At 42.7% G+C, this 16,646-nt stretch carries 18 protein-coding genes; 9 read left to right on the top strand and 9 right to left on the bottom strand.

All coding sequences use genetic code 11. The annotated features are described in order from the left end of the window. The first annotated feature begins 127 nt into the window (after window positions 1-127). The gene (mdh, locus tag C0W29_RS15230; RefSeq protein ID WP_036796193.1) at window positions 128-1,066 is read left to right on the top strand and encodes a malate dehydrogenase; all 939 of its coding nucleotides are present in this window, start codon (window positions 128-130) and stop codon (window positions 1,064-1,066) included. 70 nt (window positions 1,067-1,136) lie between these two features. Here the strand turns inward: mdh and C0W29_RS15225 are convergent, their stop codons facing one another. Beyond that, window positions 1,137-1,322 (bottom strand): hypothetical protein, encoded by a 186-nt coding sequence (locus C0W29_RS15225; protein WP_230850453.1) that lies wholly within the window; start codon window positions 1,320-1,322, stop codon window positions 1,137-1,139. Between the two features lie 150 nt (window positions 1,323-1,472). Next, entirely contained in the window at window positions 1,473-2,444 is a 972-nt protein-coding gene (gene ispB / locus C0W29_RS15220) for an octaprenyl diphosphate synthase (protein ID WP_045041766.1), read from the bottom strand. 278 nt (window positions 2,445-2,722) lie between these two features. Here ispB and rplU point away from each other — a divergent pair, with 278 nt between their 5' ends. The 7 genes from rplU (at window position 2,723) to folA (ending at window position 7,497) form a co-directional block, all read left to right on the top strand. Further along, complete coding sequence (rplU, locus tag C0W29_RS15215) at window positions 2,723-3,034, top strand: 50S ribosomal protein L21 (protein ID WP_036796189.1); 312 nt, start codon at window positions 2,723-2,725, stop codon at window positions 3,032-3,034. A gap of 18 nt (window positions 3,035-3,052) precedes the next feature. Further along, window positions 3,053-3,310: a 50S ribosomal protein L27 gene (gene rpmA / locus C0W29_RS15210; protein ID WP_036796188.1), complete on the top strand. Its 258-nt coding sequence runs from the start codon at window positions 3,053-3,055 to the stop codon at window positions 3,308-3,310. 67 nt (window positions 3,311-3,377) lie between these two features. Then, window positions 3,378-4,304 (top strand): DMT family transporter, encoded by a 927-nt coding sequence (locus tag C0W29_RS15205; protein WP_036796187.1) that lies wholly within the window; start codon window positions 3,378-3,380, stop codon window positions 4,302-4,304. 88 nt (window positions 4,305-4,392) lie between these two features. Then, a complete protein-coding gene (cgtA, locus tag C0W29_RS15200; protein ID WP_036796185.1) occupies window positions 4,393-5,568 on the top strand; it encodes an Obg family GTPase CgtA in 1,176 nt (391 codons plus the stop codon). A gap of 130 nt (window positions 5,569-5,698) precedes the next feature. Next, window positions 5,699-6,502, top strand: coding sequence for a threonine/serine exporter family protein (locus tag C0W29_RS15195; RefSeq protein ID WP_373455555.1), 804 nt, complete (start codon window positions 5,699-5,701; stop codon window positions 6,500-6,502). Then, complete coding sequence (locus C0W29_RS15190) at window positions 6,499-6,963, top strand: threonine/serine exporter family protein (protein ID WP_045045355.1); 465 nt, start codon at window positions 6,499-6,501, stop codon at window positions 6,961-6,963. The genes C0W29_RS15195 and C0W29_RS15190 overlap by 4 nt, the downstream gene beginning before the upstream one ends. Window positions 6,964-7,014: 51 nt before the next feature. Continuing rightward, window positions 7,015-7,497 carry a type 3 dihydrofolate reductase gene (gene folA, locus C0W29_RS15185; protein ID WP_036796183.1) on the top strand — a complete coding sequence of 161 codons (483 nt, stop codon included), beginning with the start codon at window positions 7,015-7,017 and terminating at the stop codon, window positions 7,495-7,497. Between the two features lie 66 nt (window positions 7,498-7,563). Here the strand turns inward: folA and C0W29_RS15180 are convergent, their stop codons facing one another. The 6 genes from C0W29_RS15180 to lptD all read right to left on the bottom strand — a co-directional run bounded on the left by C0W29_RS15180 (window position 7,564) and on the right by lptD (window position 14,524). After that, window positions 7,564-8,382, bottom strand: coding sequence for a symmetrical bis(5'-nucleosyl)-tetraphosphatase (locus C0W29_RS15180; RefSeq protein ID WP_036796181.1), 819 nt, complete (start codon window positions 8,380-8,382; stop codon window positions 7,564-7,566). 50 nt (window positions 8,383-8,432) lie between these two features. Beyond that, entirely contained in the window at window positions 8,433-8,849 is a 417-nt protein-coding gene (gene apaG, locus C0W29_RS15175; RefSeq protein ID WP_373455556.1) for a Co2+/Mg2+ efflux protein ApaG, read from the bottom strand. A 102-nt stretch (window positions 8,850-8,951) separates the two neighbouring features. Next, window positions 8,952-9,770 carry a 16S rRNA (adenine(1518)-N(6)/adenine(1519)-N(6))-dimethyltransferase RsmA gene (gene rsmA / locus C0W29_RS15170; protein WP_036796179.1) on the bottom strand — a complete coding sequence of 273 codons (819 nt, stop codon included), beginning with the start codon at window positions 9,768-9,770 and terminating at the stop codon, window positions 8,952-8,954. Continuing rightward, window positions 9,767-10,777: a 4-hydroxythreonine-4-phosphate dehydrogenase PdxA gene (pdxA, locus tag C0W29_RS15165; RefSeq protein ID WP_173425424.1), complete on the bottom strand. Its 1,011-nt coding sequence runs from the start codon at window positions 10,775-10,777 to the stop codon at window positions 9,767-9,769. Before pdxA ends, rsmA begins: the two co-directional genes overlap by 4 nt. Further along, window positions 10,770-12,077 (bottom strand): peptidylprolyl isomerase SurA, encoded by a 1,308-nt coding sequence (surA, locus tag C0W29_RS15160; protein WP_036796178.1) that lies wholly within the window; start codon window positions 12,075-12,077, stop codon window positions 10,770-10,772. Before surA ends, pdxA begins: the two co-directional genes overlap by 8 nt. 47 nt (window positions 12,078-12,124) lie before the next feature. Then, window positions 12,125-14,524 (bottom strand): LPS assembly protein LptD, encoded by a 2,400-nt coding sequence (gene lptD / locus C0W29_RS15155; protein WP_045045354.1) that lies wholly within the window; start codon window positions 14,522-14,524, stop codon window positions 12,125-12,127. Window positions 14,525-14,694: 170 nt separating this feature from the next. Here lptD and djlA point away from each other — a divergent pair, with 170 nt between their 5' ends. Next, complete coding sequence (gene djlA / locus C0W29_RS15150; RefSeq protein ID WP_045041771.1) at window positions 14,695-15,546, top strand: co-chaperone DjlA; 852 nt, start codon at window positions 14,695-14,697, stop codon at window positions 15,544-15,546. 80 nt (window positions 15,547-15,626) lie between these two features. Here the strand turns inward: djlA and C0W29_RS15145 are convergent, their stop codons facing one another. Further along, a complete protein-coding gene (locus C0W29_RS15145; RefSeq protein ID WP_045045353.1) occupies window positions 15,627-16,580 on the bottom strand; it encodes a D-2-hydroxyacid dehydrogenase in 954 nt (317 codons plus the stop codon). Window positions 16,581-16,646 lie beyond the last annotated feature (66 nt).

The raw sequence follows: 16,646 nt of genomic DNA, 5'->3' as shown, positions 1-16,646 counted from the left end.
GAGAAGATTGTATTTTTTTTATGCTTAATATAACGTCCATAGATTGTTATTCAGTTACTACTATTATTAACTGAATTAGGTTGTACCCACTTCAATAAATATACTTCTATCGTAAAGGAGAACGAACATGAAAGTTGCTGTAATTGGTGCGGCTGGTGGTATTGGTCAGGCATTAGCATTGCTATTGAAAAATCGTTTACCAGCAGGCTCAGATCTTGCTTTATATGATATTGCTCCAGTGACACCTGGGGTTGCGGCAGATTTAAGCCATATTCCAACCCCTGTAGCAATTAAAGGATATTGTGGGGACGATCCAACGCCGGCGCTAGAAGGTGCTGATGTTGTGCTTATTTCTGCAGGTGTAGCACGTAAACCCGGAATGGATCGTTCTGATTTATTCAATGTTAATGCTGGTATTGTAAAATCATTAGCTGAAAAAATCGCAGTAGTGTGTCCACAAGCTTGTGTTGGTATTATTACTAATCCTGTAAATACTACGGTTGCAATTGCGGCTGATGTATTGAAAAAAGCCGGTGTTTACGACAAGCGTAAGTTATTTGGTATTACGACTTTAGATGTACTTCGTTCGGAAACATTTGTTGCTGAGCTAAAAGGCGTTTCACCATGTGATATTCGAGTACCTGTCATTGGTGGCCATTCGGGGGTAACTATTTTACCATTGTTATCGCAAGTTGAAGGTGTGAGCTTTAGTGAAGATGAAGTGAAAGCATTAACTCCACGCATTCAAAATGCAGGTACTGAAGTTGTAGAAGCTAAAGCGGGTGGTGGCTCTGCGACATTGTCTATGGGCCAAGCCGCCTGTCGTTTTGGTTTAGCCATGGTGCGTGCATTACAAGGTGAACAAGGTGTTGTTGAATGCGCTTATGTTGAAGGTGACGGTAAACATACTCGTTTCTTCGCTCAACCTGTATTACTGGGTAAAGATGGCATTGAAGAAGTGATGGACTACGGTACATTAAGTGCATTTGAACAAAATGCATTAGAAAGCATGCTTGATACATTACGTGCAGATATTACACTGGGTGAAGAGTTTGCTGCAAAATAAACCAGCTTAACTATTTGAATTAAAAAAGCGGCCTAAAGAGCCGCTTTTTTATGGCTGTTATTTATGAATATTAATAATAACGTTCGCAACCATTATGGAGTTGAGGTTGTTCGATAAGATCTGCAATATCTATTGACTGTAATTGATGATCTTGGCGGTGCTCGACGATCACTGAGTGGTACTGATGATCAATGCCGATCACTTTGCCTACTCCATGATAAGATTCAACCCACATTCCTTTGGTCAAATGCTTCATATCCATGATCACCTTCTTAGCCGATAAGGCACTTTATTTACCTAGTAGCTACAGTATAGATCATCGTCGATCGTAGATAGAGTTATCACGGGGGGAGGTTATTGGATATAAAAAAACCTGCCACTAGGACAGGTTTTGATAAAAAGGGGATTATTTTTTACGTTGTACTGCCATATGGGCTAACGTAATCAGTGCTTGCTTATAGTCGGACTCAGCAATTGGAGCTAGAGCCGCTATGGCTTTTTGTGCTTCTTGTTCAGCACGTTGTTGAGTGTACTCTAACGAGCCATATTGGTGCATACAAGCCAAAATAGCCTCAAGCTTATCCATGCCATTAGCATGAACAATTGCTTCACGTATCATTGTAGCCTGTGCTTGATCGCCATGATGCATTGCATGCAGTAAAGGTAATGTCGGTTTGCCTTCAGCAAGATCATCACCAACGTTCTTACCCATTTCTTTGCCGTCGGCAACATAGTCAAGGACGTCATCGATTAACTGGAAAGCAGTACCTAAATAACGTCCATACTCTTGCAGCGCAACCTCAATTTCTGTTGGTGCATCTGCAATAATGGCCGCAATTTGTGTTGATGCTTCAAATAAGCGCGCTGTTTTCGAGTAGATCACCTGCATGTAGCTGGCTTCTGTGGTTTCAGGATCGTTACAGTTCATTAACTGCAGTACTTCACCTTCAGCGATCACATTGGTTGCTTCACTCATGATATCAAGGATCCTTAAGGATCGTAGGCTTGTCATCATTTGAAATGAGCGCGTATAAATGTAGTCACCAACTAAAACACTGGCTGCATTACCAAAAGCGGCATTGGCTGTTTCTTTGCCACGACGCATATCTGATTCATCAACCACATCATCATGGAGCAATGTCGCGGTGTGGATAAATTCAACAAAAGCCGCGGCTGTGGTGTGTTTGTCACCCTCATAGCCAAGTGCACGTGCTGTTAATACTGCCAGCATGGGGCGAATACGTTTTCCACCACTGTTGACAATGTAGAATCCGAGTTGATTAATGAGGGCAACATCTGAGTTAAGTTGCGCCTGTATCTTCGCGTCGACTTCCGCCATATCGTTGGCGGTGAGCGCTTGGATAGCTTTAAAATCCATTATACATCCAGCAAGATTGTTAGCCGCGTAGGGCGGAAAATATTTTCAATTGATACGGGAATCTTACACTAAAATAACCATATCGTCATAACCTCAAATACAGCTATTTCAAACAGTTTTTGTATTGGGCAGCTTTTCACCAATTTTCTTTCCATAATGGCTTGCCACAAAGTCTCTTTTCGCGTAACATTCGCGCCCTATTGATGACAAGATTAAGCGCATACCCATTGCCCATTTTAGACGTGGCAAATGGCCTATGCGGAGAAGCGGAGTAAGACATGTACGCTGTTTTCCAAAGTGGTGGTAAACAACACCGTGTAAGCGAAGGCCAAACCTTACGCTTAGAAAAATTAGACGCTGAAACTGGCGCTAACGTTGAATTTGACTCAGTACTTTTAGTAGCTAATGGCGAAGAAGTAACTGTAGGCGCACCGTTCGTAGCTGGCGGTAAAGTAACTGCTGAAGTTGTTACTCACGGTCGTGGCGATAAGATTAAAATCGTTAAGTTCCGTCGTCGTAAGCACTCTCGTAAGCAAATGGGCCACCGTCAGTGGTTCACTGAAGTCAAAATTACTGGCATCAGCGCTTAATAACAGGAGAATTTAAAGATGGCACATAAAAAAGCTGGCGGTTCTACTAATAACGGCCGTGATTCAGAAAGCAAACGCCTAGGTGTTAAGCGTTTTGGTGGCGAGTCTGTATTAGCAGGCAACATCATCGTTCGTCAACGTGGTACTAAGTTCCACGCTGGCACAAACGTTGGCCTAGGTAAAGACCACACTCTATTCGCTCTATCTGATGGTAAAGTGAAGTTTGAAGTTAAAGGTCCTAAAAACCGTAAATTCGTATCTATCGACGCTGAATAATTTTCAGAATCGACACGAATATTAAAGCCCTGCCTTTTTGGCGGGGCTTTTTATATCTGGAGGGTTTATGATTAACCGCGGCCCCATGATTGGTTTTTTTCTTGCAATGACAACCGCCGTTTTTTGGGGCGCATTACCCATTGCAATGAAACAAGCTGTAGAAGTGATGGATCCTTTTACAATTGTTTGGTATCGCTTTATTACTGCAGCGTTTGGCTTAGGCCTTTTTTTAGCGTGGCGAAAGCAATTACCAACGATATCAAATCTTGGGCGAATGAGTTGTGTGGTGCTAGCCATCGCCAGTATTGGCCTTGCGGGTAACTTTGTGCTGTATAACAGTTCATTGAAATACCTAAATCCTCCCGTTGTACAAGTTATTATCCAATTAGCCCCCGTGATGCTGTTAGTATCCAGTGCGTGGGTATTTAAAGAAAAGTTAGGCCGACATCAAATTATTGGTGTAATTGCGTTAATTAGTGGGCTGATCTTATTTTTTAATGAACGGCTTATTGAGTTGTTTACCAGTTTTTCTGGCTATACTCTTGGTGTTAGTCTTGCTGTTGCCGCTGCGTTAGTGTGGGTCGTTTATGGCTTAGCGCAGAAATGGTTATTACGGCAGTTTTCATCAGCACAAATATTACTGATGATTTATATCATCTGTGCTGTAATACTGACCCCAATGGCACAACCACAACAAATTTTAACAATGGATAACCGTCAATTAGGGATGCTGTTATTCTGTTGTGTTAATACGCTTGTTGGCTATGGTGCATTTGCTGAAGCAATGGCACGTTGGCAAGCATCACAAGTGAGTGCAGTGATTACACTGACTCCCTTGTTTACGATATTATTTGTCGATCTTGCGAGTTTGGCTTGGCCACAATATGTTGCGACAGTCTCTTTGAATATATGGGGCTATCTCGGTGCTATGGTTGTGGTAAGTGGCGCTGTTTGCTGTGCTATAGGCCATAAGTTTATTCGCCAGAGCAAATAGTCAAGGTCCATGACAATAATTACTACGCGATGATAAGTGCTAAATGCCGTCATCGCTGTATGTTAAACGCCACAGTGCGGAGAAAAAAATGAAGTTTATAGATGAAGCGGTTATTCGCGCCGATGCCGGTGACGGTGGTAATGGTGTAGTAAGTTTTCGTACTGAAAAGTACATTCCTCGTGGCGGCCCTGACGGCGGTGACGGCGGTGACGGCGGTGATGTTTACCTGCTAGCTGATGAAAACTTTAACACTCTAATTGATTATCGCTTTGAGCGTTTCCATGCTGCTGAGCGTGGCGAAAATGGCCGTGGTGGTAACTGTACGGGTAAACGCGGTGCGGATAAAGTATTAACAGTACCTGTAGGTACACGTGCCATTGATGAAGATACAGGTGAAGTGATTGCCGATCTTACTGAACATGGTATGAAAGTGATGGTTGCTAAGGGCGGTTTCCATGGCCTAGGTAACACCCGCTTCAAATCATCTGTAAACCGTGCTCCTCGTCAAAAGAGTATGGGTAGTAAAGGTGAAATTCGTCATTTACGTCTTGAACTACTGCTTTTAGCTGATGTTGGTATGTTAGGTCTGCCTAATGCTGGTAAATCTACCTTCATTCGCTCTGTATCGTCTGCTAAGCCGAAAGTAGCTGATTACCCATTCACTACCCTTGTTCCAAGCTTGGGCGTGGTACGTGTTGATGCTGAGCGTAGTTTTGTCGTTGCTGATATTCCTGGTCTAATTGAAGGTGCCGCTGAAGGTGCTGGTCTAGGTATTCGCTTCTTGAAACACCTTGAGCGTTGTCGTGTGTTATTACACATGATTGATTTATTACCAGCTGATGGCTCTGATCCGGTAGAGAATGCATTTACTATCATCAATGAGCTTGAGCAATACAGTGATAAACTGGGTAATAAGCCACGTTGGATTATCTTTAACAAAGCAGATCTTCTTGATGAAGAGCAAGCACAACAAAAGATCACTGAAGTACTTGAAGCATTAGCATGGGAAGGTCAGCATTACAGTATTTCTGCCTTGAACCGTGTTGGTACTAAAGAGCTTACTTATGATCTGATGGTGGCTATTGATGCCTTGCCACGTGTTAAGTATGAAGTTGAAGAGCAACAAGCTGATAAAGTTGACTTTAAGTGGGATGATTACCACGCTGAACAAATTAAGAAAGTTCAGGATGAAGACGGCGATGATGATGATTGGGATGACTGGAATGAAGATGATTACGATGTAGAGATCATCTATAAGCCTTAAGTCCGAGCGAGCTTTATGCTAATGAGCCACACCTTTTGAGGTGTGGCTTTTTTTTGTGCTTAATCAACGCAGGCTGCAGCGGGTTAGGTATGCTAGTTGTTACAAAAGGTATTTTTATAATGGATTGTAAATGGATATTGGCATGGAGAGAGCACTCCAACCGTTGAATGACGCTCAGCAACGGCAAGTGACTCGGTTAGCGATTGAGGTTGGTCAACGGTTATTGCAACATGGGGCTGAGAGCTCGGTTATCATGGATGTCACTCGCCGACTCGGGTTAGCACTCGGGGTTGAGTATGTTGAAGTGTCATTATCAGCGAGTTCGATAGTGATCAGTACTCGTCATTTAGGTTGCTGTATTACCACCACGCGTCGTTGCCAAGACGGGGGAATTAACATGCAAATAGTGACTGATATTCAACGTATTTGCATTCTTGTTGAGCGTGGATTATTGGATTGTAATGACGTTCAACATCGTTTAGAAAATCTTAAAACCCAACGTTATAATCGCTGGTTAGTTGCGCTTATGATTGGCTTATCATGCGCGGCATTTAGTCGTTTAGCTGGTGGCGATTGGGCTGTATTTTTACTTACCTTTTGTGCTTCATCTGTGGGTATGTGTGTCCGACAGCAAATAGCCAGCTATCATTTTAATCCGTTGTTAAACTTTGCAATAACCGCGTTTGTTACCACTTTAATTTCAGGACTTGGGCAAGTATACAATATTGGAGAACAGCCTTTTTTAGCCATGGCTTCATCAGTGCTGATGTTAGTCCCTGGTTTCCCGTTAATTAATGCGGTGGCTGATATGGTAAAAGGTTTTCCAAGTATGGGGTTAGCTCGTTGGACAATGGCAAGTTTATTGACACTATCAACCTGTATGGGGATTGTGGCGGCGATGAATGTGCTTGATGTCTGGGGGTGGTTACTATGACGTTAATGTTAGCGTTACTCAATGATATGTTACTTGCGATGATCCCTGCATTAGGATTTGCATTGGTGTTTAATGTCCCTAAAAAAGCGCTAAAATATTGTGCAATTGGTGGTGCGATTGGTCATGGAACGCGGTTCTTGCTAATGCATTGGGGGATCTCGATCGAATGGTCAACGTTGGTCGCAGCAACTCTCGTTGGTATGATAGGTGTCCATTGGTCGCACCGTTTTTTGGCACACCCTAAAGTGTTTACTGTTGCCGCATTGATTCCGATGGTGCCGGGAGTGTTTGCCTTTAAAGCCATGATTGCAATCGTTGAAATTAATCATCGTGGATTCTCATTAGAATTATGGGGGCTGATGATTGATAATGTGCTAAAAGCGATGTTTATTGTGGCGGCATTGGCAATTGGATTAGCAATGCCGGGGTTATTATTTTATCGTCGCCGTCCTGTGATATAACGATAGCAGAATGATAATGTGCGCACTGAGAGTGTGAATGGAGATACAAAGATGAAGATCAGTATGATCGCTGCAATGGCTCATGATCGGATCATTGGTAATGATAATAGTATGCCATGGCATTTACCTGCAGATTTTACGTGGTTTAAGCGTTGCACTTTAGGTAAACCGATTGTTATGGGGCGTAAAACCTTTGAGTCGATTGGACGGCCGCTACCTGGGCGATTAAATATTGTTATTAGTCGTAATCCTCATTTCAGTGCTGAAGGTATTACGGTGGTCAACGATATTGCCGCTGCCAAGTTAGTTGCTGGTGATGTACCAGAGTTAATGATCATTGGTGGTGGTAGCATTTATCAGGCCTGTTTACCGATAGCCGATAGACTGTATTTGACTTTTATTGATGCAGATCTTAAAGGGGATACTCAGTTTCCTGAATGGGGAGATCATTGGCAAGTGGTAACAAAAGAGCATCATAATAGCGATGATAAAAATGCTTATGCGATGGAGTTCGTGATCCTCGAACGATCATAACTGATGAATATATTGCATCAGCGAGATAATGCCGACAATCATTGTCGGCATTTTTATAACTTCAAATTAAGCGTAGAGTGGACACTCGGTGACAAATCGTTGTCCATCTTCCCAACGTAACATGGTTAAGCTATTACCCCATACGCAGCCAGTATCTAAACCGATACAGTGCTCATCCTGGTGGCCCATCAGTGCCGCCCAATGACCAAAAATAATGGTTTTTCCTAATGGCTGACTACGTTTGACATCAAACCACGGGATTAAATCACCGATGGCAGGATCGTTAGGTTGCACTTTGCAATGCATATCTAGCCGTCCTTGAGGATCGCAAAAACGCATTCGCGTAAAGCTGTTGATCGTAAACCGTAATCGTTCTAATCGCGAAAGATCGTCTTGCCACCAATCAGGACCATCGCCATACATATTTTTCAGAAGCCATAAGTAGTCATTAGACTGTAGTAGTTGCTCTACTTCACTAGCATGGTGGCGGGCTTGTTCAAGTGTCCACTGTGGCGTAATGCCAGCATGCACCATAACAAATGGATAGTGCGGATGTTCGGCTAATAATGGCTGGTGGCGTAACCAATCGAGTAACTCTTGGCCATCCTCTGCGGTGAAAATCTGATGAATATTATCGCTTTTTTTAGCGCGTGCGAGTTGATGAGATACGGCTAATAAATGCAAGTCATGATTGCCAAGGATCACGGTAGCGTGATCGCCTAATGCTTTGACAAAGCGTAATGTTTCTAATGATTCAGGTCCGCGGGCAACCAGATCACCCGCGAGCCATAAATGATCGTGGTGAGGATCGAAATTAGCTTGCGCCAGTAATTTTTTTAAGTCGGGTAAACAGCCTTGAATATCACCGACAAGATAAGTCGCCATGGTGCTCCCATTATCAATGCGTTAATTAACATGAAATTAATCGCATTAGATTAATGAAGAATGTTTGGCATTGCTAGTCGAAATGGTGCTACTTCAACTTTAAAGGCATTACCTAATTCATCTTCCATGGTGTATTGGCCTTGCATAACGCCGACAGGGGTTTCAATAACGGTACCACTGGTATAAGTGAACTCATCATCAGCGTTAATATACGGTTGTTGACCTACAACACCTTCGCCCTCAATGACTAATTTTTTCCCGTTGGCATCGGTGATCAACCAATAACGTTTAAGTAAGTGGGCACAGCCACGACCTAAATTTTTGATAATAATGGTATATGAAAAAACATAGCGTTGGAGTTCTGGTTGTGATTGTTCGACTAGATAATGACTAACAACATGACACTTGATTGTTGGAGGGGATGAGATACTCACAGGCAATATCCTTTGCTGATGGTTTATTCTCATTTTAGTATTGTTGGCTGATAAATAAAGAAAACCCTGTGTAACACGTGACATGTTACACAGGGTTTTAAGGTTATTTACGCCGTTATAAGTAGGTTATAGCGGTTATTGTTCTTTTTGGAAATTAACATCAAGCCAATTAGCCATAGCAACAAATTGCTCAACCGTAATGTTTTCAGGGCGGTGGCCAGGATTAACGCCTAGCGCTTCAAGTTGTTCTGGAGTGAACAAGCCTTTGTAACAGTTACGAATTGTTTTACGACGTTGGTTGAAGCCTTCACGACACACACGATCTAGCCATTTTAGGTTAGTACATGGGTAAGGTAAAACTTCATATGGCGTTAAACGTACTACCGCAGAATCAACTTTCGGTGCTGGTACGAAAGATTCTGGTGGAACTTCCAATACAGGCATCACTTTACAGTAGTATTGTGCCATTACTGTTAGACGACCATAAGCCTTGCTACCTGGGCCGGCTGCTAGACGATTAACCACTTCTTTTTGAAGCATAAAGTGCATATCTAGTACGTCTTTATGGAATTCAAAAATATGGAACATCAATGGTGTTGAGATGTTGTAAGGCAAATTACCGAAGATACGTAGCTTATTATTTGGCTTAATAAGTTGCGTAAAGTCGAAGCGCATTGCATCGCCTTCATGGATCGTTAGCTTTGAGGCAAGATCGGGATGGTTACGTAAACGCTCAGCCAGATCTCGGTCAAGTTCAATAACGGTAAATTTATCAACTAATTTGCCAACATATTCAGTAATTGCACCAAGGCCGGGGCCAATTTCTACCAAGTTTTGGCCTGGTAGAGGGTTAATCGCTGACACAATGCCATCAATAATATATGGGTCTTTTAAAAAGTTTTGGCCAAAGCGCTTACGCGCGCGGTGACCTAAGTGGACTTGATCGCTGCTCATGCTTGTTTTTCTACCAATTCGAGGGCGTGGGATAGCGCTGTCCGAAGGCTACCTATGTCTGCTTGCCCAGTACCTGCGAGTTCCAGTGCGGTACCATGATCTACTGAAGTTCTGATAAAGGGCAGTCCCAACGTAATGTTGACTGATTTACCGAAGCCTTTGTATTTCAGCACCGGTAACCCTTGATCGTGATACATCGCTAACACCGTATCGGCATCAGCTAAATATTTTTCTTGAAAGATAGTATCTGCTGGAAATGGTCCAAGCAAATTTATGCCTTCTTGTTGACGCAGTTGTTCTAATGTTGGGATGATAGTATCAATTTCTTCCATTCCCATACAGCCGTCTTCTCCGGCATGAGGATTGAGCCCGCAAACATAAATTTTGGGGGACGCAATACCAAATTTAGTCACTAAGTCAGCATGCAAGATACGAATAACTTGCTTAAGTCGAGATTCGGTAATGGCTTTAGAAACACAGCTTATAGGAATATGGGTCGTCACTAATGCAACCCGTAAACCTTCTGTTGCCAGCATCATAACAACTTGTGCTGTATCTGATTGCTGTGCAAAAAATTCAGTGTGACCACTAAAAGAAACTCCGGCGCGGTTGATTACGCCTTTGTGTACTGGACCTGTAACAACCGCGGCAAATTCACCACTCATACAGCCAGAAGCTGCACGTTCTAGTGTTGCTAATACATAGAGACCATTTTGCTCGTCAAGTTGTCCACAGACAACTTCAGCGGCACTGTCTATTTGAGCCACTGTCATGGTGCCAGCTTGATGTGGTTGAGCTGGTAACTCAGATTGATAGGGCAAAATAGTAAGTGGCAAACCTAATTGAGCCGCACGTTCTACCATAACCTGAGCATCAGCACAAATTACAAGTTGATGCGGCCAATGTTGCTGACACAAGGCAATGACTAAATCTGGGCCAATTCCTGCCGGTTCACCTGGAGTGATTGCAATCCGTTGTGTGTTAGTCACCTGCTTGTTATTAGCCATTATTTACCTTATTCATTTGTTCAATGTAGGCACCAGCACGAAGTTCTTGTAACCAAGTTTGTGCTTCTTCATTGAATTTACGGTTAAATAAAATCTGTGCGGCACGGTTCTTTAATGCAGCTTCAGTACGATCGACATTACGGCGACCTTCAACTTCAACAATGTGCCAACCAAACTGAGATTTAAATGGTTGGCTAATTTGATCTACTGGCAATGTTTCTACTTCTTTTTCAAAAGCAGGTGCATACATTGATGGTACTTGCCAACCTAGTTGACCACCATTAGCCGCTGAGCCTGGATCTTCGCTGTATTGTTTTGCTGCTGCAGCAAAGGTTTCTTTACCACTAATGATCTTCTGGCGAATTTGTTGTAATTCTTTTTTAGCTGCGGCGTCACTTAAAATGATGGAGGTTTTAATTAAAATATGACGTGCTTTTACTTCAACCGCAGAAACTGTTGGCATGCCTTTAACGTCATTAATTTTTAAAATATGGTAACCAACACCGCTACGGAAAGGACCAATTACACTGTCTTTACCGCTGGTTTTAATTTGGTCAGCAAAGATAGTTGGCATTTCATCTTTACTCATCCAACCCCATTCTCCACCTTTAAGGGCTTTAGGGCCTTTTGAGTAGCGATAAGCCAATTCAGCAAAATTAGCGCCTTGTTTTAATTGGGCATAAATTTTATCAGCTTCTTGCTTCGCTTTTTCACGGGTCGCTTTGTTTGCATCATCATCGACAGCAATTTGAATTTGGCTAATGTTGTACTGGACGTTTTGCTGAGTTTGTTTTGCTAGCTGTGCGGCTAAACTATCCACTTCTTGTGGCAGAATATTCACTCGTTTACGGACAATAATGGTACGCGCTTCAGAAGCTAGCATATCGTTACGTAATTGCTCACGGAACATTGAGAAGCTGATACCGGCACTCGCTAAATCTTGACGTAGTTGAGCCACGGTCATATTTCGTTGCTTAGCAACATCAGCAATCGCTTGATCAAGTTGATTGTCGTCAATGCGTAATCCTAGCTGTTTTGCTTGCTGGATTTGCAAACTTTCCATGATTAATTTGTCCATCACTTGCTGGCGTAAAATATTATTAGGGGGCAGTTGTTGGCCCTCTGCTGCCGCATTTAGATGAACAGTTTTAAGCATTGCATTGACGTCACTTTGTAAAATGACACCATCGTTAACCGTGGTTACAATTTGATTTAATTCTTGCGGTTGAGGAGCTGCCATTGCTGTCGCTGTCATCCCCATGAGCATTACGCTTAGCGCCGAATACTTCCACTTTTTCATTTATAGTCCGTCATGTTGAGTGGCGATATGTATTATCGCCACGATCATTAATTTTTAAGTGTGAATGGGTCAGCATAACCTAAGATATTGCCGCCATCATCTGTCGATGTTTGACCAAATGGTCGTGCACCTTGAAGCCCAAGTAGACTAAACGAGAAGCTAACATTACTGTCATACTCAGTAAAATCTTGGCTCAATGCATTTTTTGCATAGCGATTATAGCTTAAACCGATCATCCAACATGCAGAGCGGTAAACTAGGCCGACCCGACTCTCTAGCATTTTATTGACATTCATATCTTGGAAATAATCCGCAGTAATATCAATATTATCGTTAATTGGAAAACCTGCTGATAACCCTAATTGTGATATGCCATCATTACCGTTATCTTTTAATGTATTTTCATCAACATAATTACCAAGATAAGAACGAGACACATAACGATAGCTAGGTTGAACAAAAACGCGACCATTACGGTATTCAACTGCAGTACTGCCTTGCTGAATTTCATTCTTACTTGAGTCATATTGCATTGCACTCTTGAAGAACAGGTTATCATTAAGGTTGAATTCGGTTTCTAATGCCGTTGCAGAATAGCTTTTTGCTTCTGTGCCATCAGCGACAGGTTTATCAATATAGAATATTTGACCCAATGAAAGGGTAAATCGTTCCTTAAAGTTTGCATCATAATAGCGAGTTGTGGCACCAACCGTAAATTGGTTAGCAGCAGCAATGTAATCTTGACCACTATAAGTACGATCACTAAACAAGCCGTAATAATCTTGTTGTAAACGGGTTGAGTCGTAACCACCACCACTATAATTAACCGGGTTATAAATCCCCGATTGATCAACATTTTTAACGTATAAATATTGTAGTTGTGGCTCTAAGCTTTGAGTGTAATGTTCTCCCATAATGGAGGTATCACGCTCAAAGTATAAACTACTGTTAACTCGAAACTCAGGTACGGTGCGATTAGTTGTTTTATCAAGTGTACTTAAATTTGGATTAACATTGACATCAAACTGTTGGTTGTAATGTGCGTAGTTTAATTTTGCTTGAGTCGTGACTGACCACCACGGTGTCGCGTATGGCAAGGTTAATGTTGGATCAAATGTAACTCGATCGGCTGTCGGTTTAGCTCGATCATCGGTATCAAACTTACCGATACTCATTGGCAAACTAAAGTCTAAGCCATAAGGCAGATCAGACTTATAGTAGGTGCTTGATAGTTGAGGCATTAATCGGTATTGAGTGCCTTCGCCACTTGGAGTGAGTGGTTGGAAGTCACGCACCATTAAGCTGGTGTCCCAATTATCATTTCGATATGCTAATGACGCGGTTTGCAGCAGGTTATTATCTTCACGCTGGCCGATAGTTGAATCAACGTCGTCAAAATATGCAGTATCACTGACTTTGCTGTAATCAATGTTCAGCAACCAGTTTTTGTTGATAATACCGCTATGTGTCCACTGAATACCCCAGCGTTTATCGTAATCTGGGTGTTTTTTGTCGTGACCTAAATATTCACCAATGAACTGGCCTTGACCAAAGTCAGTCAGATAACGGAATTTAGACGTTAGCTGTAACCCTCTGTGATTCATGTATTTAGGTGTAAAGGTCAAATCGTAATTAGGGGCAATATTCCAGTAAAATGGGGTTTCAATTTCCATACCGTTTTTAGAGCCGTAGCTAAGCGACGGGTAAAGGAAACCAGTAAGACGTTGCTCTGTAACTGGAACGCGTAACCAAGGCAGATAAAATATTGGGAAATCGAGTACTTCAAAGCGGGCGTTATACAGATCTGCAAACGGAGACTCACCATCACGCTCGAGGCTGCCAGCGGCAAAGCGCCAGCTTTTATCGTTATTCGGGCAAGTGGTGTAGGTGCCATCTTTCATCTTATAAAACTGTGTGCCATCAACATTGCGACGCTCAATTAATTTCGCATCACCCCGACCTGGCTGACAGGTCATTTGGTAGACGGCATCATCCATTTGGGCATCTTTAGTATCAAGATCGCTCGTAAGGCGTTTGGCATCAATATCCATGCCACCATCTTGGTAGAAAACGTTACCGTTAGCCGTCACAATATTGGCTGGTTGTTGTAAAGTTGCTTTATCAGCAACAATAGTACGAGTGCCTTGCTTGACCACCACATCACCAGAATATACCGCGGTTTTATTTTGTTGCGCTTCAACGCGGTTAGCACTGATATGGATCGGTTCGTTGTTGGTATCTTGTTGGCGATCTTTTTCTGGGATGCAGACGCCACGTACCATCGCAAGAGGATCTTTGTTACCATTAATCGTATTATTAGCGGGATCTGCAATGGTTTGCTGGTTGTGACCATCACCACTTGTAGAGGTGGTGTCGGCAGCCATTGCTGGGCCATAAAGGGCTAAGCTAATCATTGTGGCTAGTAAACTGTGAGAGGTAAGTGACATCTAATTCAACATTCCTGTATCAATTTGGTGCAAGGCGAATTGTTGCGCTTTTTACAAGCATTCCCGACAAATGACAGCTATCATAATGCAAATTTAACGCGACGGCATCTTTTCAGCGCATGCTGTGGGGTAAACAGTGAAAAAATTAACGAATTACCAGAGAGTATAGAATGCAGAAAACAGGTATATGGGGAAAAATTATTGGCGCGTTGCTAGGACTCTCTATTGGTAAGCTACCTGGATTGTTGATCGGGCTGTTTATTGGCCATCAATTTGACAAGGCTTATGCGCGCCAAATGAATGGCGGCTTTGGTGGTTTTGGCGGTAAAAATGCCACTAATGCTGAACGCCAAGCGGAGTTCTTTAATGCCTGTTTTGCCACTATGGGCCACATGGCAAAAGCCAAAGGTCGCGTGACTGAGAACGAAATTCGTGTTGCTAGTACGATTATGGATCGGATGGGGCTGCAAGGCGAATCTCGTCGCCAAGCACAAAATGCATTTCGTGAAGGCAAAGAAGATAACTTCCCATTAGAAGAAACCCTTAATCGTGTCCGTAGTCGTGCTGGACGGGCTGATTTATTACAGTTTTTCTTAGAGCTTCAAATTCAAGCTGCGTTCGCTGACGGGCAATTACATCCGAAAGAGCGTGAGTTATTGCATGTGATTGCACGCTATCTTGGTTTCTCAGAAGCGCAACTAGAGCAACGCTTGCAAATGCAAGAAGCGGCGTTCCGCTTTCAGCAAGGTGGATTTCATCAGCAGTACCAACAGCAAGGTGGTGGTTTTCAAGCACCACCAACGCGTGATCAATTAGCGGATGCATTTAAAGTGTTGGGTGTTAATGATGATGCCTCTGCGCAAGAAGTTAAGCGTGCCTACCGTAAGCAAATGAATGAACACCATCCTGATAAATTGGCCGCTAAAGGTTTACCACCAGAAATGATGGAAATCGCTAAACAAAAAACTCAAGAGTTACAAGCTGCTTATGATCTGATTCGAAAGGAAAAGGGTTTTAAATAAGGTTGTGCTTATAGCTATAACCAGCGACTAAAATAAAAAAGCGAGCGTAGTGCTCGCTTTTTTGTCACTAAAAATCATCATTAAAGCCGATTTTTATGGGTGCCTTGGTGAAAGCTATTGATATTATCAATGAGCTGATTCACTAATGCCTGAATAGCGGAGTCAGATCCCCACGCAACGTGTGGTGTTAAAATTAAATTAGGTAAATGGCTATGGGCAATTAAAGGATTAGACATCGGCGCAGGCTCTTGAGTAAAGACATCAATACCAGCGCCCGCTATTTGTTGGGAGAGCAGTGCATCAATCAAAGCCTGTTCATTAATCAGTCCGCCACGGCCAGTATTAATAATAATTGCGCTGGGTTTCATTAATTTAAATTGCGGGGCTGCAATCATATTATTCGTTGCTGAGGTGAGCGGACAATGAAGGCTAATGATGTCAGCTTCACGTAATACTTGCTCAAAGGGATGATAGCCATCACGACATTGATTTGCCCCTGGATGCTCTGCAAATAAAACTTCGATTCCGATTGCACGCGCGAGTGCTGCAACTGCTTTGCCTAAACTGCCGTTACCGATAATGCCTAAGGTCGATCCCGCAACATCCGTAATTGAATGCGTAAAGAAACAAAATTGCTGCTGGCGTTGCCATTCACCGTTAGCAATATCTTGCTGATAACCAGCAAGGTTACGTTTGAGAGCAAAAATCATTGCGATCACATGTTCTGGTACTGAACGAGTGGCGTAACCCTGAATATTCGCCACTCCAATGTTATGGGCTCGGCAATAATTGAGATCAACATTATTAGTGCCTGTGGCGGCGATGGCGATAAATTTAAGTTGTGGTAATTGGGCAAGAATATGGCTATCGAGGACAACTTTATTAGTGATCACTATGGTCGCATGTTGAAGTCGTTCAATTATCTGTGCTGGTGTGGTGGTATCGTATTGCTGCCATTGGTGACAAAAGGTTGGACGAGGGAGACTAATGTGTGTCGGAATGGTTCCATGATCAAGAAAAACGATGGTTTCCATGGGTAACCTCAATAAACAATGAATGCAGGCTTTACGCTAGCATTCATTGCTAAAGATGCCTACCGC

Source organism: Photobacterium kishitanii (assembly GCF_003026355.1).
In the GTDB taxonomy this organism is placed as follows: Bacteria; Pseudomonadota; Gammaproteobacteria; order Enterobacterales; family Vibrionaceae; genus Photobacterium; species Photobacterium kishitanii.
This window is presented reverse-complemented; position numbering and strand designations above follow the sequence as displayed.